The sequence below is a fragment of the Alsobacter sp. P4_H11 genome (genome assembly GCF_056400925.1).
In genome coordinates this window covers 237,125-258,684 of the sequence record NZ_JBFUKI010000002.1, presented here as the reverse complement: position 1 = coordinate 258,684, position 21,560 = coordinate 237,125, and the positions used below count along the sequence as shown (strand labels likewise).

Genomic DNA, 21,560 nt, shown 5'->3' with positions numbered 1-21,560 from the left:
GGCCGGGGGGAAAGCGGATGCGCAGGATGATCGGATGCCGCAGGCGCGGTCAACCTCGCTGAAGCGTCGGTCGCGATTTGGAAAGGCGTCACCCGACGCGTCGACGGCGACGATCGGCCTTGACTGCCCGGCCCCACCCGGAAAAGGCTGCCGCCTGAACGGAGCTTCCCATGCTGATGACCCCTCGCGAGATGCTGGCGCGTCTCGTGGCCTTTCCCACCGTGTCGCGGGATTCCAACCTCGACTGCATCCATTTCATCCGCGACTACCTGGCGGCCCACGGGGTCGAGAGCCGGCTCGTTCCGAACGAGGCGGGCGACAAGGCCAACCTTTACGCGACGATCGGCCCGGCCGTGGCCGGAGGCGTGGTGCTGTCCGGCCATACGGACGTGGTGCCGGTGGACGGCCAGCCCTGGAGCTCCGATCCGTTCACGCTGACCGAGCGCGACGGCAAGCTCTATGGCCGCGGAACCTGCGACATGAAGGGCTTCGACGCCCTGGCGCTCGCCCACGTGCCCGAGATGCTGGCCGCCGGCCTGCGCCGCCCCATCCACATTGCGCTGTCGTATGACGAGGAAGTCGGCTGCCAGGGCGCGATCCCGATGGTGGACGAGATGGCGGCCTCGATCCCGACGCCCTCAGCCGTGATCGTCGGCGAGCCGTCGCGCATGCGCATGGTCAACGGCCACAAGGGCTCGGTGTCGTTTTTCACCACCGTTCGCGGCCGCACGGTGCATTCGAGCCGCATCGACACGGGCGTCAGCGCCACCATGGTGGCGGCGCGCCTGGTCACCTGGCACGACGACGTCATGGAGGAGAACAAGCGCCGGGCCGACCCCTCGAACCCGTTCGAGCCGCCCTACACGACCCTGCATTGCGGTTTCATCCGCGGCGGCACGGCCGCCAACGTGGTGGCGGACCGCTGCGAGTTCGTCTCGGAGGTGCGCGCCATCCCGACCGACGACCCCTGGACCTACAAGCAGCGCTTCGAGGCCTATGTGCGGGATGTGATCGAGCCGCGCATGCGCGCCATCGCGCCCGAGACCGGCGTCGACATCGTCCACCGCGCCGCCGTGAACGGGCTGAAGCCCGAGATCGACGGCGAGGCCGAGCGGCTGGTGCGCCGCCTCACGGGCGACAACGCCACCGCGGTGGTGTCCTACGGCACGGAGGCCGGGCTGTTCCAGAAGGCCGGATGGTCCACGGTCGTGTGCGGCCCGGGCGACATCGCGCAGGCTCATCAGGCCGATGAATTCCTGGAAATCAGCGAGCTCGAAAAAGGCGCCGCCTTCATGCGCAGGCTGATCGCCGAATTGGCGTCATGAAGCCTTAAATTAGCGCCGAAACGGGCTGGACCGCGCGCAACAAGCCCGTCTAAGCTCCCGCATCCGCGCCAAGGGGCGCGAGCAATGAACAATACCGGAGAAGACCCGCGGCGCCGAGGGGGGCGTGAGACGAGGTTGGCCCGGACGGAGGGTGAGTTGATGCTTCGCAAGGTTCTGTTCGCTGCGGCTGCGGCCGTTGCGCTCTCGGCCGCGTCGGTCGCGGTCGCGCCGGCTTCCGCCGCCACGCTGCGCTACGCCAACCAGGGCGATCTGAAGTCGCTGGACCCCTACACGCTCAACGAAACCACCACCAACGCCCACCTGGGCAACGTCTATGAGGGCCTGACCTCGCGCGGCAAGGACCTGGCGATCGGCCCGGGCCTGGCCGAGCGCTGGGAAACCCCCGAGCCGACCCGCTGGCGCTTCTACCTGCGCAAGGGCGTGAAGTTCGCGAACGGCGAGGATTTCACCGCCGACGACGTGCTGTTCTCGGCCGACCGCGTCCGCGCCACCGGCTCCAACTTCACCACCCGGATTCCCAAGGACGCCAAGTTCGTCAAGGTCGACGACTACACGGTGGACGTGGTGCTCTCGTCCCCGAACCCGATCCTGCATTACCAGTGGGACACCTGGTACATCATGTCCAAGAAGTGGGCCGAGGCGAACAACGCCGTGGCGCCCACGCCCGCCAGCGCGACCTCGCCGAGCTACGCCTCGCTGAACGCCAACGGCACCGGCCCCTTCCGCATCGAGAGCCACCAGCCGGGCGTCAAGACGGTGTTCAAGCCGAACCCGAACTGGCGCGGCCCGACCGAGCACAACCTCACCGAGGTGATCTTCACCCCCATCAACTCGGACGCCACCCGCGTCGCCGCGTTGCTGTCGGGCGAAGTCGACATCATCGAGCCGGTTCCGATCCAGGACATCCAGCGCATCAACAGCGCCAACAACGTGCAGGTGCTCACCGGTCCGGAGCTGCGCACCATCTTCCTGGGCTTCGACCAGACCCGCGACGAGCTGCTGGAGTCCAGCGTCAAGGGCAAGAACCCCTTCAAGGACGCCAAGGTGCGCGAAGCCTTCTATAAGGCCATCGACATCGAGGCGATCAAGAGCCGCGTCATGCGCGGCCTCTCGACCCCCTCGGCGCTGATGATCGCGCCGGAGCTCTTCGCCCTGTCGAAGGACTTCACCCGTCCGAAGGCCGACCCGGAGGGCGCCAAGAAGCTGCTCGCCGAAGCCGGCTACCCGAACGGCTTCGAGGTGGGCATGGACTGCCCGACCGATCGCTACGTCAATGACGGCCCGATCTGCCAGGCGGCCGTCGGCATGCTGGCCCGCATCGGCGTGAAGGTGAACCTGAACGCCCAGCCCAAGGCTCAGTACTTCGCCAAGATCCTGAAGCCGAACGGCTACAAGACCTCGTTCTACCTGCTCGGCTGGACCCCCGGCACGCTCGACAGCCACAACGTCCTCTACGACATCATGGGCTGCCGCGACGACGCCAACGTGGCCCGTGGCGAAACCAACCTGGGCGGCTACTGCAACAAGAAGCTCGATGCGCTGACCGACCAGGTGCTGGTCGAGACCGACACGGCCAAGCGCAATCAGCTGATCAAGCAGGCCTTCCAGATCGGCTTCGACGACTACAGCTACATCCCGCTTCACCAGCAGGCGCTGGCCTGGGGCGTGGCCAAGAACGTCAAGCTGGTGCAGCGCGCCGACAACCAGGTGCTGCTCTACTGGATCAAGAAGGACTGATCCCGCCGGGCCCGACGCATCGACGCGCCGGGCCCGCTTCTCGCATTGATAGAGCGACGGGCCGGCGCTCCCTCGGCGGGGCATGTCCGCCCTGCGGCCGATAGCGCGTTGCGCCCGGCCCCGTCCCGGCGCCATGTGCGCCCGTTTCGCCCGGCGTCGCCCGAAAGAGGCCCATGCTCGCGTTTATCCTGCGTCGCTTGTTTCAGTCCGCGCTGGTGCTCTTGTGCGTCGGCGTCATCGCGTTCGCGCTGTTTCGCCTCGTCGGCGACCCCGTGAACCAGATCGTCTCCATCGACACGCCGTTCGAGCAGCGCCAGCAGATCCGCAAGGATCTCGGCCTCGACGACCCGTCGGTGGTGCAGTTCGGCCGCTACCTCGTGAAGGCTGCGCGCTTCGACTTCGGGATCTCCTACCAGTTCCGCCAGCCGGTCTCGACGCTGATCGGCGAGCGCATGCCCGCCACCCTCGAGCTCACCTTCATGGCGGCGCTGCTGTCGCTGGTGGTCGGAATCCCGATGGGCGTCTACACGGCGCTGCGGCGGGGCTCCTTCCTGTCCGGCGTGTTCATGAGCGTGTCGCTGATCGGCGTCTCGCTCCCCACCTTCCTGATCGCCATCCTGCTGCGCTGGATCTTCTCCGTGCATCTGGGCTGGCTGCCGTCCTTCGGGCGCGGCCAGGTCGTCAATCTCGGCTGGTGGAGCACGGGCCTGCTCACCGTCAGCGGCATCAAGGCGCTGATCCTGCCCGCCATCACGCTCGGCCTGTTCCAGATGACGCTGATCATGCGCCTCGTCCGGGCCGAGATGCTAGAGGTGCTGCGCACCGACTACATCAAGTTCGCACGCGCTCGCGGCCTGTCCGATCGCGCCATCCATTTCGGCCATGCGCTCAAGAACACGCTGGTGCCGGTGATCACCATCGCGGGCCTGCAGCTCGGCTCCATCATCGCGTTCGCGCTGATTACCGAATACGTGTTCCAGTGGCCCGGCATGGGCGCGCTGTTTCTCGGCGCCGTACAAAACGTCGACATCCCCGTCATGGCCGCATACCTGCTGCTGGTGTCCTTCATTTTCGTGGTCGTGAACCTCGTGGTCGACATCCTCTACGCGGTGGTCGATCCGCGGCTGCGCGCCAACATGCAGGCGGCCTGATGGCGGACATCATGACCACTCCCCCGGCGCCCGAGCCTGCAGCCGCCAAGCCCAGCCCGCCCGGCCGCTTCGCGCGCTTCCGCGATTCCGACCTCCTGGCGAGCTTCCTGTCGTCCAAGCTCACCATGGTGTCGGCCTTCATCAGCGTGGCGATGATCCTGGGCGCGCTGCTCGCCACCTGGATCGCCCCCACCAACCCGTTCGATCCCGCCAGCGTCGACCTGATGAACTCGCTCTATCCTCCGCGATGGATCGAGGGCGGCGACACCCGATTCCTGCTCGGCACCGACAACCAGGGCCGCGATCTCTGGTCGGCGATCCTCTACGGCATGCGCGTGTCGCTGATCATCGGCATCGTCGGCGTGATCATCGCGGCGACGCTCGGCATCGGCCTTGGCCTGCTGGCCGGATACGTGGGCGGGCGCGTCGACGCGCTGATCATGCGCGTCGCCGACATCCAGCTCACCTTCCCGGCCATCCTGATCGCGCTGGTGATCGACGGCGTGGTCCGCTCGGTGTTCCAGGGTCTGGGCCGCGAGCAGACCGCCTTCAGCGTGCTGGTGATATCCATCGGCCTGTCGTTCTGGGTGCAGTACGCCCGCACGATCCGGGGCTCGACCATGGTGGAGAAAAACAAGGACTACGTGCACGCCGCCCGCCTCATGGGCGTGCCCGCCTGGCTGATCATGATCCGCCACGTGCTGCCCAACGTCATCGGCCCCGTGCTGGTGATCCTCACCATCAACCTCGCGCTCGCCATCATCACGGAGGCGACGCTGTCCTTCCTCGGCGTCGGCCTGCCGCCGACACAGCCTTCGCTCGGCACGCTGATCCGCATCGGCAACGACTTCCTGTTCTCCGGGGAGTGGTGGATCGTCGCCTTCCCGGGCCTCACGCTGGCGATCTTCGTGCTGGCCGTGAACCTGCTGGGCGACTGGCTGCGCGACGCCCTGAACCCGAAATTGCGATGACAGAGCCCGTTCTTTCCGTTCGCGACCTCTGCGTCGAGTTCGTCACCCGCCGCGGCGTGCTACGTGCGCTGGACCGCGTCTCCTTCGACATCGGCAAGGGCGAGGTGCTGGGCGTCGTCGGCGAATCCGGCGCCGGCAAGTCCGTCACCGGCTCGGCCGTGATAGGCCTGATCGAGCCGCCGGGCCGCATCGCCTCCGGCGAGGTGCTGCTCAAGGGCGAGCGCATCGACAATCTCTCGCCCGAGCGGCTGCGCCACATTCGCGGCAAGCGCATCGGCATGGTGTTCCAGGATCCGCTGACGAGCCTGAACCCGCTCTATCGCGTCGGCGAGCAACTGGTGCAGACCATCCGCACCCACCTGCCGCTCAACGCCGCGCAGGCGCGCGACCGCGCCATCGAGCTCCTCGCCGAGGTCGGCATCCCGGCGCCGGAGCGGCGCATCGACGGCTATCCACATGAGTTCTCAGGCGGCATGCGCCAGCGCGTCGTGCTCGCTCTCGCGCTCTGCGCCGAGCCCGAGCTCGTGATCGCGGACGAGCCCACCACGGCGCTGGACGTCTCTGTGCAGGCGCAGATCATCACGCTCCTGAAGCGCATCTGCCGCGAGCGTGGCACGGCCGTGATGCTGATCACGCACGACATGGGCGTCATCGCCGAAACGGCCGACCGGGTCGCCGTGATGTATGCCGGGCGCGTCGCCGAGATCGGCCCCGTGCGCGACGTTGTCAGCCGCCCCTTCCACCCCTATGCGGCCGGCCTGATGGGCTCCATCCCGACGCTGGAGACCGCGAGCGAGCGCCTGGTGCAGATCCCGGGTTCGATGCCGCGGCTCACCAGCATCCCGAGCGGCTGCGCGTTCAACCCGCGCTGCCCGCACGTGCATGAGCGCTGCCGCGTCGAGCGGCCCGACCTCATCGCGCGCGGCCCGCACGCGGTGGCGTGCCACTTGTATGACGAGCCTGGCGTCGACGCGGAGGCGCTGGTGCAGCGCGACAAGGTCGCGGCCGCCGTGGCGAGGAGCCACGCATGAGCGACGACGCGCGTTTCGTCGACATCCGCGACCTGCGTCGCGTGTTCGACGTCTCCAAGCCCTGGCTCGAGCGCACGCTGGCGCGGGAGGGCCACCAGTACCTCAAGGCCGTCGACGGCGTGACGATCGGCATCCGGCGCGGCGAAACCTTCGCGCTGGTGGGCGAATCCGGTTCCGGCAAGTCCACGGTCGCCCGCATGGTGGTGGGCCTGCTGCCGCCCAGCGCCGGCGAGGTGGTGATCGACGGCGTCTCGATGACGGCCGCCAAGGACGCCGCCGCCCGCAAGAAGCTGCGCCGCCGCATCCAGATGATCTTCCAGGATCCCTACGCCAGCCTCGATCCGCGCTGGCGCGTGGGGCGCATCATAGCCGAGCCCATCCGGGCCTTCGGGCTCGCGAAGGAGCAGGGCGTCGAGAACCGCGTCGGCGAGCTCCTGCGGCTGGTCGGGCTCGATCCGGCCGACGCGGCCAAGTTTCCGCACGAGTTCTCGGGCGGCCAGCGCCAGCGTATCGCGATCGCGCGGGCGCTCGCCGCCGAGGCCGACTTCATCGTCTGCGACGAGCCCACCTCGGCGCTGGACGTCTCCGTGCAGGCGCAGATCCTCAACCTCATGAAGGACCTGCAGGAGCGCCTGGGGCTCACCTACCTGTTCATCAGCCACAATCTCGCGGTGGTGCGCCACATGGCGGCGACCATCGGGGTGATGTATCTCGGCCGCGTGGTCGAGGTCGCGCCCGCCCGGCAGCTCTTCTCGCACCCGCGCCACCCCTATACGCGCATGCTGCTGGACGCCGTGCCGGATCTCGCGATGTCGGGCCGGCCGCGCACGCCCGTGCAGGGCGAGATCCCGAACCCGATCTCGCCGCCCTCCGGCTGCACCTTCAACCCGCGCTGCGCGCTCGCCAACGATCGCTGCCGCCGCGAGGTCCCGCCGTTGGTGGACGGCACGGCCTGCCACGCCGTGCACGAGGGCAGGGCGGATCCGCAGGACATGCCCGAGGTCGCGGCGATCTGATCCGCCGGGCCTTGGCGCCTCAGCGCCGGGTCTGGAGGATCTGCGTCTTCGGCCGGCTGGTGCGGTATTGCCCGCGATCCACCGCGATGATCGCCACGGCGCCAAGAACAAGCGACATCAGCCACCACGCCTGCGCGGCGCCCTGGCCCAGCGCCGCGAGCGTGAACGCCACCGTGAGCGTCATCAGCGCGCCGGGCGAGACGCTGGGCGACAGGCGCTTGGTCGCCACCACGGCCCGGGCCAGCAAAAGCGCCAGCGCGGCGGCCCCGAGGAAGCCGAGTTCGAACCAGATCTCGAACAGGAGGCCGCTGGGCGCGTTGTTGGGCACCAGCCCGGCGAGCTTGGCCCGCAGCGCCGTGTCGAGCCCATGGCCGGTGACGAGCCGCAGCGGCTCGTTCAGGACGATGTTGCACCAGGCCCGCATGGCGTCCGCCCGGGCCGAGTCCACCCCGAACAGCATCTTGGCCAGCGGCCTGAGCGCGAAGGGGACCAGCGGCGCGACCACGACCAGCCCCGGCAGCAGCAGCAGCGTCATTCGCCGCCCGATGCGCTGGTTCACGGTGGCGCCCGCGAACACGCAGGCGCCCAGCACCAGCGCCGCCAGCGCGGACAGGTTTTCGCCCAGGATCAGCGCCGCCGTGACGGCCGCCACCAGGGTGAAGCCCGAGATGAGGCGGTCCTTCGACAGCAGCCACGTCACGGCCGCCGGCGTGGCGAGCACGATCACGAGCAGGCCGCGCTCGATCAGGGCCCGGTCCATCTCGGGATCCGGGCTGCGGCCCGACAGCGCCCGCCAGGCGATCGCGAGCCCCACCAGGGCCGCGGCGCCGACGCCGATCGGCATCAGGTAGAGGTTGGAGACGCGCATGCGCTCGGGCAGCGCCGCCACCGCCACCACGCCGGAGAGGCCAACCAGCGTCAAGTTCATGATTCGCTCGGCCGCCGGCCCCGGAAATGGCGTCCACAGGAGGGACAGCCCCGCCCAGAACGCCAGAAACGCCGCGATCCCGGCCGTGACGCTGAGCAGGGCCTTTCCGGCCCGCGCCCAGGGCTGGCGTCCCTCGCTCTCGATCGCGCTCGCCAGAACCATCAGGGCGATGCCGATCGGGGCCGCCACCACGAGGCCGCGGCGCGTGCTCACGGCAAGCACCGGGGCGGCCAGCACCAGGATGGCGAAGCCGAATCGGCGCAGGAGACCCGCCGCGTCAACGGCCGGATTCACGGAGGTGCGGGCGATGCGGGCCATAGGCGGTGCGAGGGGGCTGGGGAGGGGCTGATCGAGACCCGCGAGCTTAGCGGTTGCATCCGCCTGCGGCTGTGGGCCGCAAGCCACACCCGGGAGGTTCTTCGTGGCCCTGTTCGCCAAGCTTTGCGTCGGCGGCAGCTTAATCTGCGCGCCGCATCAAGCCACGCCGAGATCCGGACAAAGAAAACCGGTGTTCGAAAGACCCGGATGGTTGTCCGAGAGCTTACCCGGCAGACGACGATACATTCGCGTACGTCGTAAATCCAAGATGTCGTAACCGCCGTCGTTTTTATTCAAGATCGAACCCGATTTCACCCATGCAACGATGTGGATTGATGCTGCAACGCACAATGCAGACACTTTGACATTTATCGCGCTTCGGATTTAATGCTCGCATCCCGAAAAGGGCCCCGCCGCAAGGCGGGTGAGGAGGAGAAGCGACATGCTCGGCGAAGTCTCTCGCCGTCAGTTCCTGAAAGGAGCAGGCGCGAGCGTTGCCGGTTCAGCCATGGGGGCTTTGGGCTTCATGGGCGTCGAGGAGGCCGTGGCCTCGTCGATCCGTCCGTTCAAGCTCACCAACACGACTGAAACCCGCAACACTTGCCCGTACTGCTCGGTGGGCTGCGGCATCATCATGTATTCCGAAGCGTCCAAGCAGGACGGCAAGCGGAAGATCATGCACATCGAGGGTGACGTCGATCACCCGACCAACCGCGGCACGCTCTGCCCCAAGGGCGCGGCGCTGCTCGACTTCGTGAAGGCCGAAACGCGCACGAAGTTCCCGATGCACCGGGCGCCCGGCGCGAAGGAGTTCAAGCAGGTTTCCTGGGAGTTCGCGCTCGATCGCATCGCGCAGCTCATGAAGGAAGACCGCGACCGCAACTTCGTCGCCAAGAACAAGGACGGGGTCACGGTCAACCGCTGGACCTCCGTCGGCTTCCTGGCCGCCTCCGCAACCACGAACGAAACGGCGTTCATGACCTACAAGGTCGTGCGCAGCGCCGGCATGTTGGTCTTCGACAACCAGGCTCGCGTTTGACACGGCCCGACGGTGGCAAGTCTTGCCCCGACATTTGGCCGCGGAGCGATGACCAACTCGTGGACTGACATCAAGAACACCGATCTCGTCCTGATCATGGGCGGGAACGCCGCCGAGGCTCACCCCTGCGGCTTCAAATGGGTCACGGAGGCGAAAGCCAACCGGGGCGCCAAGCTCATCGTCGTGGACCCGCGCTTCACGCGCTCGGCCTCCGTCGCCGACTTCTACGCGCCGATCCGCCAGGGCACCGACATCGCGTTCCTGCTGGGCGTGATCAACTATTGCCTTCAGACCGGCAAGGTGCAGAAGGAATACGTCGCCAACTACACGAACGCGTCGCTCGTCGTGAAGGAAGGCTACGGCTACAAGGACGGCCTGTTCTCCGGCTATGACGAGAGCAAGCGCGACTACGACCGCTCGAGCTGGGACTACGAGCTCGGTCCGGACGGCTTCGCTGTCACGGACACGACGCTCCAGCATCCGCGCTGCGTGTACAACCTGATGAAGGAGCACGTCGCGCAGTACACGCCCGAGTTCGTGGAGCGCATCTGCGGCACCCCGAAGGACAAGTTCCTGACGATCGCCAAGATGATCTCCGAGACGTCTTCGCCCGACAAGGTGATGACGTCCATGTACGCGCTCGGCTGGACGCAGCACTCCAAGGGCTCGCAGAATATCCGCTGCATGGCGATGCTGCAGCTCCTCCTGGGCAACATGGGACTGGCGGGCGGCGGCATGAACGCCCTGCGCGGCCATTCCAACATCCAGGGACTGACCGACATCGGCCTGATGTCGAACCTGATCCCCGGCTACCTGACGCTGCCCTCCGAAAAGGAGACCAGCTTCGGCAACTACATGCAGACCCGCCTGTTCAAGCCCCTGCGGCCGGACCAGACGAGCTTCTGGCAGAACTACAAGAAGTTCTTCGTCAGCTTCCAGAAGTCCATGTACGGGGCGGCCGCCACGGCCGAGAACGACTGGGCCTATGACTGGCTGCCGAAGCTCGACGTCACCTATGACGTGCTCAGGGCCTTCGACCTGATGCACCAGGGCAAGATGACCGGCTATTTCTGCCAGGGCTTCAACCCGCTGCTGTCCTTCCCGGACCGCGGCAAGGTCACGGCCGCCCTGTCGAAGCTGAAATGGCTCGTCACCATGGATCCCCTGGAGACGGAAACGTCCCGCTTCTGGGAGAACCACGGCAAGTACAACGAGGTCGACACGGCCTCCATCCAGACCGAGGTGTTCCAGCTTCCCTCGACCTGCTTCGCGGAGGACGAGGGCTCGCTGACCAATTCCTCGCGCTGGCTGCAGTGGCATTGGCCGGGCGCGGACGCGCCGGGCGAGGCCAAGTCGGACGTCTGGATCATGGCGCAGCTGCACAAGCGGCTGAAGGACGCCTATCGGAAAGACGGCGGCGCCTTCCCGGACCCGATCGTCAACCTGGTCTGGAACTACAAGGACCCGAACGACCCGCAGCCCGACGAGATCGCGCGCGAGGTCAACGGCTATGTGCTGGCCGACGTGCCGGACCCGACGGACAGCACGAAGCTGATCCTCCAGAAGGGCAAGCAGGTGCCCGCCTTCGCGGCTCTCCGCGACGACGGCTCCACGGCTTGCGGCTGCTGGATCTATTCGGGCTCGTTCCCCGAGGCCGGCAACATGATGGCGCGCCGGGACAACAAGGACCCGGGCGACATGGGGGCCTATCTTAACTGGGCCTTCGCGTGGCCGGCCAATCGCCGCGTGCTCTACAACCGCGCGTCGGCGAACCTGGAGGGGCAGCCCTGGGATCCGAGCCGCAAGCTCATCGCCTGGGACGGCGCCAAGTGGGCCGGCAACGACATCCCGGACATCGCCCCCACGGCGAAGCCCGGAACCGTGATGCCGTTCATCATGAACCAGGAGGGCGTGGGCAAGCTCTGGGTGCGCGCCGGCATGCGTGATGGGCCGTTCCCGGTCCATTACGAGCCGTTCGAGAGCCCGATCAACAACCCCATCAACCCCAAGATCAAGGGCAACCCGGTCGCGCGCGTGTTCAAGGGCGACCTCGACAACATGGCCGAGAACGGCTCGAAGGAGTTCCCCTACGCGGCCACCAGCTATCGCCTGACCGAGCACTTCCATTACTGGACGAAGCACGTGCAGGTGAACGCGGTGCTGCAGCCGGAGTTCTTCGTCGAGATCTCCGAGCAGCTCGCGGCCGAAAAGGGCATCAAGCCCGGCGGCTGGGTGAAGGTGTCGTCCAAGCGCGGCCAGATCGAGGCCAAGGCGGTCGTCACCAAGCGCATCAAGCCGATGATTTGCGACGGCAAGACCGTCCATATCGTCGGCATCCCGATCCACTGGGGCTTCCTGGGAGCAGCCAGGAAGGGGATGGGGCCCAACAGCCTCACCCCGTTCGTGGGCGACGCGAACATCGAGACGCCGGAGTTCAAGGCGTTTCTGGTGAACGTCGAGTCCATCCCCGGTCCAGTGGCTTAAGGGAGGCGCGCTCATGGCGACCATGGAACTCGTCCGCCGCTCGGCCTCCTCCTCCCCGGCTTTTCAGCCGGGGGCCCAGGAGATCGCCAAGCTCATCGACGTCTCGAAGTGCATCGGCTGCAAGGCCTGCCAGGCGGCGTGCCTGGAGTGGAACGACCTTCGCGAGGAGGTCGGCTTCAACGACGGCACGCTCAACAACCCGCACGACCTGACGCCGGCCTCGTTCACCGTCATGCGGTTCACCGAATGGGAGAACGCCGCCACCGGCAATCTCGAATTCCTGATCCGCAAGGACGGCTGCATGCACTGCTCCGACCCGGGCTGCCTCAAGGCCTGCCCGGCCCCCGGCGCGATCGTGCAGTACTCCAACGGCATCGTGGATTTCGACCACGACAAGTGCATCGGCTGCGGCTACTGCGTGAAGGGCTGCCCCTTCAACATTCCGCGCATCTCCAAGGCCGATCACAAGGCCTACAAGTGCACGCTCTGCTCCGACCGCGTCGCGGTGGGCCAGGGACCGGCCTGCGCCAAGGCCTGCCCCACCAAGGCGATCTCCTTCGGAACCAAGCAGGAGATGAAGGACCTCGCCGACAAGCGCATCAAGGACCTCAAGGGCCGCGGCTACGCCAATGCGGGCCTCTATGATCCTCCGGGCGTGAGCGGCACGCACGTCATGTACGTGCTGCATCACAACGACCGGCCCTCGCTCTATGCGGGCCTGCCGGACGCGCCGAAGATCTCGGCCGTGGTGGAGCTCTGGAAGGGCGTCGCCAAATATGCCGGCCTCGCATTCATCGGCCTCGCGGCCGTGGGCGCTGCGGTCCACCACATGGTGGCGGGCCCCAACAAGGTCAGCAGCGAGGACGAGGAAAACGCCGTGCGCCTGAAGGAGAAAGCCTGATGGCGCACGCGAAACCGGAAGGAGGCGCATGATGGCGTCCGTATCTTCCACGCAGGATAAACCGGTGCTGGTCGACCGCTACGCGGCGGGCGCCCGCATCAACCACTGGGTGACGGCCATCAGCTTCATCCTGCTGGCGCTCTCGGGCTTGGCGTTCTTCACGCCGAGCCTCTATTTCCTCACCGGCCTGTTCGGCGGCGGGCAACTGGCGCGCACGCTCCATCCGTGGATCGGCGTGCTGCTGTTCGTCAGCTTCTCGGGCCTGTTCATCCGGTTCTGGAAGGCCAATCTCTGGAACCGGGACGACAGCGCCTGGATGTCGAAGCTGCCGGACGTGGTCGCCGGCCACGAGGAGAAGCTGCCCGAGATCGGCAAGTACAACGCCGGCCAGAAGCTCGTCTTCTGGGGCATGGCGCTGCTGATTCTGGTGCTCTTCGCCACCGGGCTGGTGATCTGGCAGCAATATTTCGGCGCGGCCAGCTCCATCGACCAGCAACGCGTGGCGCTGCTGCTGCACGCCGCCGCCGCCGTCGGGACGATCCTGATCTGGATCGTCCACGTCTACGCGGCGATCTGGGTGCGCGGCACCATCCAGGCCATGACGCGCGGCAACGTCACGGGCGGATGGGGCTGGCGCCACCACCGCAAGTGGCTGCGCGAGGAAGTGCAGAAGGGCGAAGTGAAGACGCAGCCGGCCGAATAGCCGGCGGACGCCAAACGCAGCGTCATCCCCGGCGGCCCGCCCTGGGCCGGGAGGAGAGGGAAGCTTTGCGCGCCTCCTCCTCCCGCGGCCTCGGCCGCGCCGGGGATGCGGCGCGCTTGGCGGCCGGAACGTTTCGATCACAGACTTGCCGACCTGAAAAACAGAAAGGCGCGCATCAGCGCCGCGAGACACCCGCACATGGCCCAATCCGGATCCCCCACCTTCGAGCCGATTGGCATCGGCGACGAGACGCGCCCGCCCGTCGCCGTCCTGCCGACGCCCGGCTCGCTGTTTCGCGACCGCGCCGAGCGTTTCCGCAAGCTGGCCGACGGCCACCAGATGAAGCCCTATCTCCTGTTCCTGGCCGGGATCGCGCAGGCGCAGCACGCCGCGCAGGACGGGCTCGGCCCCGCCCCGGCGCTCCCCGACGAGGAGATCCGCCGCGCCGCCGAATTCGGCATGCCGCCGCTGGCGCGCGACCGCTTCGACTGCGACGACGCCGCCATCGACACGCTGGATCGTTTCTTCGACCTCGCGGCCGCCATCGACATGCCCGACAGCGCCCGCGCGGCGCTGGAGCGCCTGAGCGGGGCGAATCCCGACAATTGGCGCGAGAGCGTCTTCGCCACCCTGGCGGATGCGCCGCTGGCGGACCGGCTCGGCGACCACGTCTTCGTGGCGGCCGGCCTGCAGGTCCAGTTCGCCCGCATGGCCGCCACGCTGGATCAGGACCGGCTGGTTCCGGTGGCGGACGGCGCCTGCCCGGCCTGCGGCGGCCCGCCGGTCACCAGCTCCGTGGTCGGCTGGCCTAGCGCCCACGGCGCGCGCTTCTGCGCGTGCTCGCTCTGCGCCACGCGCTGGCATGTCGTGCGGGTGAAATGCGTGCTGTGCTCCTCCACCAAGGGCGTCTCCTACGAGGAGATCGAGGGCGTCTCCGACAGCATCAAGGCCGAGACCTGCACGGAGTGCCGGGGCTACCTGAAGATCCTCTACGAGGTGAAGGACCCGGCGCTCGATCCCGTCGCGGACGACGTCGCCAGCCTCGGCCTCGACATGCTGGTGCGCGAGGCCGGCTGGCGCCGGGGCGGCGTCAACCCGTTCCTGCTCGGTTTTTGAGGCGCGGCAAGCCGCGTGCGCCTTGAACCGGACCGGGTGAGGGATCACCTGATGCCACGACCAGGTCTCCCGGAGGGAGCGGCCCACCCATGAACAAGCCGATCCGATCGCCCCTGCCGTCCGTCGACGAAGTGCTCCGCCACGAAATCGCGCTGGCGGCCGCCGCCCGTTTCGGCCGCACGGCCACGGCCGCGCGGGTGCGCGAGCATCTCGACGCCGCCCGCGCCGCCTTTGCGCAAGCGCCCGCCGCCCCCGTGGAGGCCGCCGCCGTCGCGCTTGCGGCGACGCGCACGCTGGAGGACGCCGACAGGCCGTCGCAGCGGCCGGTGTTCAACCTCACCGGCACGGTGCTGCACACCAATCTGGGCCGCGCGGTGCTGCCGGAGGCCGCCATCGAGGCCGTGGTCGCCGCCATGCGGAGCGCCACCACGCTGGAATACGACCTTGCGACAGGCGGGCGCGGCGAGCGTGACGACCACGTCCGCGGCCTCGTCCGCGAGCTCACGGGCGCGGAGGACGTCGTCCTCGTCAACAACAACGCCGCCGCCGTGATGCTGGTCCTGGCCGCGCTCTCCAAGGGCAAGGACACGCTGGTGTCCCGCGGCGAGCTGATCGAGATTGGCGGCTCCTTCCGCATGCCCGCCATCATGGCGAGCGCCGGCGCCCGGCTGGTCGAGGTCGGAACCACCAACCGCACCCACCTGGCCGACTACGCCGACGCCATCGGCCCGCGCACGGCGTTGCTGATGCGGGTGCACACCTCCAACTACCTCGTGCAGGGCTTCACCAAGACAGTGCCGGAGCGCGAGCTCGCGGCGCTCGGCCGGGAACGTGGCGTACCCTTCGTGGACGATCTCGGCTCCGGCACGCTGGTCGATCTCTCCCGCTGGGGCCTGCGGCGCGAACGCACCGTGCAGGACGCCCTGCGCGACGGCGCCGACCTTGTGACCTTCTCGGGCGACAAGCTGCTCGGCGGCCCGCAGGTGGGCTTCATCGCCGGCCGCCGCGACCTCGTCGCCCGCTGCGCCAAGCACCCGGCCAAGCGCGCCATGCGGCTGGACAAACTCCGCCTGGCCGCCCTCGAGGCGACGCTGCGGCTCTACCGCGATCCTGATCGCCTGCCCGAGATGCTGCCCACGCTGCGTTTCTTCACCCGCACCCGCGACGACCTGCGCGAGGCCGCCGGCCGGCTCGCGCCCGCCCTCCAATCAGCGCTGGAGCGTTTCGCCCCGGGCGCGTGGCGCGTCGAGCCGATCGACTGCGCCAGCCAGATCGGCTCCGGCGCCCTGCCGCTCGACACCCTGCTGAGCGCCGGCCTCGCCTGCGCGCCGCTCGCCAGGCGCCCCGGCAAGGCGCTGGACGCTCTCGCGGGCGCCCTGCGCGCCCTGCCGGTCCCGGTGATCGGCCGCATCAGCGAGGATCGCCTGCTGCTCGACCTGCGCTGCCTGGAAAACGAGCCGGCGTTCATCGCCACCCTGCAGGCGCTCGCCGGGGAGCCGCGCTGATGTTCGCGACGCTGAAACGCCTGCTTGCCCGCGCCGCGCCGCCCGACCCCGCGCCCGTGCGCGACGACCAGAGCGTCGCCGACGCCATGGCGGCCGCGCAGGCGAGCGCCGCGGCCGGCGATTACGCCGCCGCGCTGGACATCTGGGGGGCGCTCGCGCATGCGGGCGTCCCCCGGGCGCAAAACAATGTCGGGGCCTGCTTCGCCGAAGGGCTCGGCGTCGCGCCGGACGGCGCGCTGGCCCAGCGCTGGCTGACGCTGTCGGCCGAGGCCGGCGACCCGGTCGGCCAGCGCAATCTGGCCTCGCTGTTCTTCAAGGGCGAGGCCATCGCCCGCGACGACGAGGCCGCCGTTCGCTGGTACCGGGCCGCCGCCGAGCAGGGCGACCCCGAGGCGCAGGACATGCTGTCCTGGATGCTGCTGGAAGGCGAGAGCCTGCCGGCTGACCCCGCCGCGGCGCGCCGCTACGCCGAGCTGGCCGCCGCGCAGGGCGTCCCCACCGCGATGACGCGGCTCGGCATGCTGCATCACAACGCCATCGGGGTTGAGCGGGACGCCGGCGAGGCCGTGCTCTGGTGGTCCCGCGCCGCCGCGCTCGGCGAGCCGGACGCGCAAGCCATGCTGGGCGCCGCCTATCATCTCGGCCAGGGCGTCAACCGCAACCCGGTGACCGCCATGACATGGCTCCTGCGCGCCCGCGCCAGCCTGAGCCCGCTGGCCGAACCCTTCCACGCCGCCGTCCTCGCCTCGCTGACCCAGGAGGAGCTCGCCGAAGCCGACCGCCGCTCCCGCGAGCCCCTGCTCGCCAGCGAGCCCTTGCTCGCCGGCGAGCCCCTGCTCGAACCGAACAGGGCCCCCGCATGATCGTCGGCACGGCCGGGCACATCGACCACGGCAAGTCGTCGCTGGTGCGCGCCATCACGGGCGTCGATCCCGACCGGCTGAAGGAGGAAAAGGCCCGCGGCATCACGATCGACCTCGGCTTCGCCTATTGGCCGCAGCCGGACGGCTCGGCGATCGGCTTCGTCGACGTTCCCGGGCATGAGCGCTTCGTCCACACCATGCTGGCCGGCGCCACCGGGATCGATCTCGCGCTGCTGGTGGTGGCCGCCGATGACGGCGTCATGCCGCAGACGCGCGAACACCTCGCCATCATGGACCTGCTCGGCCTGCGGCGCGGCGTGGTGGCGCTCACCAAGGCCGATCTCGTGGACGCCGCCCGGCTCGCCGCCGTTCGGGCCGAGATCGAGGCGGCGCTGGAAGGCGCCGCGCTCGCCGGCAGCCCGATCGCGCCTGTCTCCACCGTCACCCGCCAGGGCCTGCCGGAGCTGGAGGCGCTGCTCGCCGCCGAGGCCAACGTCACGACGCTACGGCGCGAGGCCGGGCTGTTCCGCCTCCTGGTGGATCGCTGCTTCACGCTGTCGGGCGCCGGCACGGTGGTGACCGGCTCCGTGGTCGCCGGCTCGGTCGCGGTCGGCGACGAGGTGGTGGTCTCCCCCTCGGGCCTCACCGCCCGCGTGCGCTTCATCCACGCCCAGAACCGGCCCGCCGAGCGCGGCCGCGCCGGCGATCGCTGCGCCCTCAACCTCGCGGGCCCGGGCGTGGCCAAGGACGCGATCCGCCGCGGCGACGTCGTCATGGACCCGCGCCTGCATGCGCCGACGCAGCGGCTCGACGCGGAGCTGCGCGTGCTGCCCACGGAGCCCAGGGGCGTCGGCCTGTGGATGCCGGTCTGGCTGCATCTCGGCAGCGCCGAGGTCGCGGCCCGAATCGTGCCGCTGGGCGACGGCGTCATCCGGCCGGGCCAGGCGGGCCGCGTCCAGCTCGTGCTCGACCGCCCCATCGCGGCCGTCGCGCATGACCGCTTCGTGATCCGCGACACGTCGGCGACCCGCACGATCGGGGGCGGCCGCGTGCTCGATCTGCGCGCGCCCGAGCGCCGGCGCCGCACGCCCGAGCGGCTCGCCCAGCTCGATGCGCTCGCCCATCCGCGCGTCGAGGATGCGCTGGCCGCGCTGGTGGGCGCCGCGCCGTTTCACGTCCCCCTGGGCGCCTTCGCGCGCGACCATGGCCTCGCGCCCGCCGATCTGGTCCGGGTCGCGGACGCGCAGGCGCTGACGCGCGTACCGGTGGGCGACGACACCGTCGCGATGGACCCCGCCGTCTCGCGCGCCTTCAAGCAGGGCCTGCTGGCCGCCCTGGCGGCGTGGCACGAGGCCAACCCCGATCTCGTCGGCGTCGGCCTCGAGCGGCTGCGTCTCCAATTGGAGCCGCGCCTGCCCGCGCCGCTGTTTCGCGCCATCCTGCAGGCGCTGGCGCGGCCATCCACCGGCTCCCCCGAAATCGCCCTGCAGGGCGCCTGGGCGCGCCTCGCCGGCCACGAGGTCCGCCTCAGCCCGGAGGACGAGGCGCTGTGGGCCCGCATTCGGCCGTTGATCGAGGGCGAGGAGCGATTCCGCCCGCCCCGGGTGCGCGACATCGCGAGCCTGCTCGACGTGGAGGAGCCCCGCATTCGCCGCACCTTCAAGCTCACGGGCCGGCGCGGCGAGGTCGACGAAGTCGCGCACGACCATTTCTTCCTGCGGTCCACCGTCGCCGAGATGGTCGCGATCGCGACCGAGCTCGCGGCGAGCGCCCCGAAGGGCGAGTTCACGGCCGCGCAGTTCCGCGACAGGCTCGACAACGGCCGCAAGGTCGCGATCCAGATCCTGGAGTTCTTCGACCGCCACGGGGTCACCATGCGCCGCGGCGACCTGCGGCGGATCAACCGACACCGCGTCGACCTGTTCGGGGCCGCCGCATGATCGCCGATGCGGGCTGCCCCGGCGGCCAAGGTTCCGCTAAGCTCGTTCATGGAAGAGAATCGGCCCTGGTGGGCTGGCCGGACTTCAAATCCGGTGGGGGCCGCGAGCCGGTCTCTGGTGGGTTCGACTCCCACTCTCTTCCGCCATCCTTTCCCGCCGCTTTCCAGGAGCCGCCATGACGCCGGCGTCCAGCCCAGATGCAGTTCTGGCCGACTTCCGCGAAGCCGCCGCCGTGGCGGACCGCGCCGAGGAGGCCTATCGCCGCGATCACGCGCGCCGCCTGGAGGAGCTCGCCCGCGAGCGCACCTTCGCGTATCGGCGCTTCAACCTCGTCCGCGAGATGCTGACATACGCGCAGGCCGTGGAAGCCCCGAACGGCGCGGCCAACGCGGCTCTGGCCGCCGTTCGGCGCGAACTGATCTGGGACGACGACACGCCCATCCGCACCGCCATCCTGGGGCGGCTTGAGCCTGTTGCGGCGCTCATCGCCGCTATCGCGCTGCCCGGCGAGGCCGGGGAGGGCGACGCCGGCGCCGAACTCGGGCCCGCCTTGGCGGCCTTCGAAGGCTGGTATCTGGCGGAGTACGGCGCCCCGTTCTGGGCGCTGTTCGACGTCTATGTGCCGGAGCGGCCCGTTGTCGACTTCTGAGGAGCCCGCCGACGACTTCGACGGCTGGGTCAAGGCCGAGTTCGCGGCCCGCAACGCCTTCACGGCGCTGGTGCTGCTGGTGAAGATCGGCAAGCGCCGGATCTCGCCGCTGCGCTCCACCTATGTGCACGTGATCGGCGACGAGCTCGACTGGGGCGAGATCACCCGCCTGTTCAGCAGCGCGGGCGTGGCCTGGGACGGCGCGGCCTTCTTCCCGGAGGTCGCGAAGGGCGGCGGCCCGCTCGACAACGCCGCCGCGCGGCTGCGGCTGCGCATGCTGGAGACCCGGGTCGACGACGACCGCCTCGCCCTCAACGACGGCCATTTCTTCGACGCCTGGGGCCGGCGGATGAGGGTCGACGAGATCGGCTGAACCCAAACGTCCGAACCCTGCCGCCCCCGCCGCGTTGCTGGCGATCAGCAGGAGAACGCACATGGGCGATCAGACCAACGAAACCGGCGCGAAGGCGCCGCTCCACCCCGGCGACCAGGCCGCCCCGGGCACGCCCGGCGCAGGCGAGAACGTCTGCCCCGTCTGCAAGGGCTCCGGTAAGCTGCAGGGCGTCGCCTGCGAGGAATGCGGCGGAACCGGCAAGGTCATCGAGGAGATCGGCGGCGCGTAGCGCGGGCAAATCATTCCGTCATCCCCGGCCGGAGCGGCGCAGCCGCGCAGGGGAAGGGGATCCAGGGGCCACGGCCCTGGCTCTGGACCTAGTCCCCTGGATCCCCTTCCCGGCGCTGCGCGCCGCCGGGGATGACGGTGGAGAGTTGGCGGCCAGCCTCAGCTCTACCCGAAACCACTCGACGCCCCTCATCCTGAGGAGCCACGCGGCTTTGCGTGGCGTCTCGAAGGACGAGGGGTCCAGTAGGCCCGATGATTGAGCTTGCTGGAGTCCCTCGTCCTTCGCGACGCATCGCCAAGGGGCGATGCTCCTCAGGATGAGGGGAATGTGGATGGCGCAGGCAGTTTCGCTGACGACGAGACCGCCTGGTTTTTATAAGCCCCCAGCCCTCACACGCTGCGCGTCGCGCCGCCGTCGATGCGGATCTTCGTGCCCGTGACGTAGGAGGCCGGCTCGCCCGCCAGGAAGGCCACCACGTTGGCGAATTCCTCGGGCGTGCCGTAGCGGCCGGCCGGGATCTGCGCCATGGCGGATTGGGCGATCTTGTCGATCGAGACGTTCAGCCGCTCGGCGTTGGCCTGGTCGAGCTGGCCGATGCGCTCGGTCTGGATGCGGCCGGGCAGCACCATGTTCACCGTGACGCCGTCCTGCGCGACCTCGTTGGCCAGCGTCTTGGACCAGCCGAGCACGGCCGAGCGGATGCCGTTGGAGAGCGCCAGATTGGGGATCGGCTGTTCGATGCCGGACGACGCCACCGTGATGATGCGGCCCCACTTCTTCTCCTGCATGCGCGGCAGCAGGCGCTGGGTGAGGTGGAACAGGTTCGCGGCCATGGACTGGAACTGCGTCAGCCAGGCGTCGCGCTTCACATCCTTGGCGACGCCGGGCGGCGGCCCGCCGGTGTTGTTGACCAGCACGTCGACGCCGCCTTCGGTCAGCAGCTTGTCGGCCGCGGCGTCGATCTGGGCGATGTCGCCGGTGTCGAGCTTCAGCGCCGAGACGCGGCTGCGTACGTCCGCCGGCAACTCGGCGATCCAGGCCTCGATCTTGTCGACGCTGCGGGCGGCCGCCACCACGGTCGCGCCCTCGGCGGCGAGCGCCCGCGCGATGGCGGCGCCGAGGCCGCGGCTGGCGCCGACCACCAGCGCCTTCTTGTTGTTCAATCCGAGATCCATGGCCGTTCAAACTCCCGACGCGGCTTGTTGTGAGGCCGGGAGCCTAATCCGGCGCGCCGCCGCC

General features: G+C 69.2%; 18 protein-coding genes and 1 tRNA gene. 17 read left to right on the top strand and 2 right to left on the bottom strand.

Going from position 1 to position 21,560, the window contains the following annotated elements; all coding sequences use genetic code 11:
- Positions 1–170 precede the first annotated feature (170 nt).
- The 6 genes from argE (at position 171) to AC1DSZ_RS04580 (ending at position 7,252) form a co-directional block, all read left to right on the top strand.
- Positions 171–1,325 (top strand): acetylornithine deacetylase, encoded by a 1,155-nt coding sequence (argE, locus tag AC1DSZ_RS04605; RefSeq protein WP_476837201.1) that lies wholly within the window; start codon positions 171–173, stop codon positions 1,323–1,325.
- A 159-nt stretch (positions 1,326–1,484) separates the two neighbouring features.
- Positions 1,485–3,083, top strand: a complete 1,599-nt coding sequence (locus AC1DSZ_RS04600; protein ID WP_476837200.1) for an ABC transporter substrate-binding protein — start codon at positions 1,485–1,487, stop codon at positions 3,081–3,083.
- A gap of 173 nt (positions 3,084–3,256) precedes the next feature.
- Positions 3,257–4,234, top strand: coding sequence for an ABC transporter permease (locus AC1DSZ_RS04595; protein ID WP_476837199.1), 978 nt, complete (start codon positions 3,257–3,259; stop codon positions 4,232–4,234).
- 11 nt (positions 4,235–4,245) lie between these two features.
- Positions 4,246–5,205: an ABC transporter permease gene (locus AC1DSZ_RS04590; RefSeq protein WP_476837198.1), complete on the top strand. Its 960-nt coding sequence runs from the start codon at positions 4,246–4,248 to the stop codon at positions 5,203–5,205.
- A complete protein-coding gene (locus tag AC1DSZ_RS04585; RefSeq protein WP_476837197.1) occupies positions 5,202–6,236 on the top strand; it encodes an ABC transporter ATP-binding protein in 1,035 nt (344 codons plus the stop codon). The genes AC1DSZ_RS04590 and AC1DSZ_RS04585 overlap by 4 nt, the downstream gene beginning before the upstream one ends.
- On the top strand, positions 6,233–7,252 hold the full coding sequence (locus AC1DSZ_RS04580; protein ID WP_476837196.1) for an ABC transporter ATP-binding protein: 1,020 nt from the start codon (positions 6,233–6,235) through the stop codon (positions 7,250–7,252). Before AC1DSZ_RS04585 ends, AC1DSZ_RS04580 begins: the two co-directional genes overlap by 4 nt.
- A gap of 19 nt (positions 7,253–7,271) precedes the next feature.
- Here AC1DSZ_RS04580 and AC1DSZ_RS04575 read toward each other — a convergent pair whose 3' ends face one another.
- Positions 7,272–8,498 (bottom strand): peptide ABC transporter permease, encoded by a 1,227-nt coding sequence (locus AC1DSZ_RS04575; RefSeq protein ID WP_476837195.1) that lies wholly within the window; start codon positions 8,496–8,498, stop codon positions 7,272–7,274.
- Between the two features lie 442 nt (positions 8,499–8,940).
- Here AC1DSZ_RS04575 and fdnG point away from each other — a divergent pair, with 442 nt between their 5' ends.
- The 11 genes from fdnG (at position 8,941) to AC1DSZ_RS04520 (ending at position 20,321) form a co-directional block, all read left to right on the top strand.
- Positions 8,941–12,021 (top strand): formate dehydrogenase-N subunit alpha, encoded by a 3,081-nt coding sequence (gene fdnG / locus AC1DSZ_RS04570; RefSeq protein ID WP_476837194.1) that lies wholly within the window; start codon positions 8,941–8,943, stop codon positions 12,019–12,021.
- Between the two features lie 13 nt (positions 12,022–12,034).
- Positions 12,035–12,922: a formate dehydrogenase subunit beta gene (gene fdxH / locus AC1DSZ_RS04565; protein WP_476837193.1), complete on the top strand. Its 888-nt coding sequence runs from the start codon at positions 12,035–12,037 to the stop codon at positions 12,920–12,922.
- Positions 12,923–12,953: 31 nt separating this feature from the next.
- Positions 12,954–13,625, top strand: a complete 672-nt coding sequence (locus tag AC1DSZ_RS04560; protein WP_476837192.1) for a formate dehydrogenase subunit gamma — start codon at positions 12,954–12,956, stop codon at positions 13,623–13,625.
- A gap of 198 nt (positions 13,626–13,823) precedes the next feature.
- Positions 13,824–14,741, top strand: a complete 918-nt coding sequence (gene fdhE, locus AC1DSZ_RS04555) for a formate dehydrogenase accessory protein FdhE (RefSeq protein WP_476837191.1) — start codon at positions 13,824–13,826, stop codon at positions 14,739–14,741.
- Positions 14,742–14,830: 89 nt separating this feature from the next.
- A complete protein-coding gene (gene selA / locus AC1DSZ_RS04550; RefSeq protein ID WP_476837190.1) occupies positions 14,831–16,246 on the top strand; it encodes an L-seryl-tRNA(Sec) selenium transferase in 1,416 nt (471 codons plus the stop codon).
- On the top strand, positions 16,246–17,109 hold the full coding sequence (locus tag AC1DSZ_RS04545) for a tetratricopeptide repeat protein (RefSeq protein WP_476837189.1): 864 nt from the start codon (positions 16,246–16,248) through the stop codon (positions 17,107–17,109). The genes selA and AC1DSZ_RS04545 overlap by 1 nt, the downstream gene beginning before the upstream one ends.
- Positions 17,106–19,049 carry a selenocysteine-specific translation elongation factor gene (gene selB / locus AC1DSZ_RS04540; RefSeq protein WP_476837188.1) on the top strand — a complete coding sequence of 648 codons (1,944 nt, stop codon included), beginning with the start codon at positions 17,106–17,108 and terminating at the stop codon, positions 19,047–19,049. The genes AC1DSZ_RS04545 and selB overlap by 4 nt, the downstream gene beginning before the upstream one ends.
- A gap of 50 nt (positions 19,050–19,099) precedes the next feature.
- A tRNA-Sec gene (locus tag AC1DSZ_RS04535) sits at positions 19,100–19,195 on the top strand.
- 29 nt (positions 19,196–19,224) lie between these two features.
- Complete coding sequence (locus AC1DSZ_RS04530) at positions 19,225–19,698, top strand: hypothetical protein (protein WP_476837187.1); 474 nt, start codon at positions 19,225–19,227, stop codon at positions 19,696–19,698.
- Positions 19,685–20,071: a hypothetical protein gene (locus AC1DSZ_RS04525; protein WP_476837186.1), complete on the top strand. Its 387-nt coding sequence runs from the start codon at positions 19,685–19,687 to the stop codon at positions 20,069–20,071. The genes AC1DSZ_RS04530 and AC1DSZ_RS04525 overlap by 14 nt, the downstream gene beginning before the upstream one ends.
- A 61-nt stretch (positions 20,072–20,132) precedes the next feature.
- Positions 20,133–20,321 (top strand): hypothetical protein, encoded by a 189-nt coding sequence (locus AC1DSZ_RS04520; RefSeq protein WP_476837185.1) that lies wholly within the window; start codon positions 20,133–20,135, stop codon positions 20,319–20,321.
- 389 nt (positions 20,322–20,710) lie between these two features.
- On the opposite strand, the gene AC1DSZ_RS04515 is transcribed toward AC1DSZ_RS04520, so the two are convergent.
- Entirely contained in the window at positions 20,711–21,496 is a 786-nt protein-coding gene (locus AC1DSZ_RS04515; protein ID WP_476837184.1) for an SDR family oxidoreductase, read from the bottom strand.
- Positions 21,497–21,560: the final 64 nt, after the last annotated feature.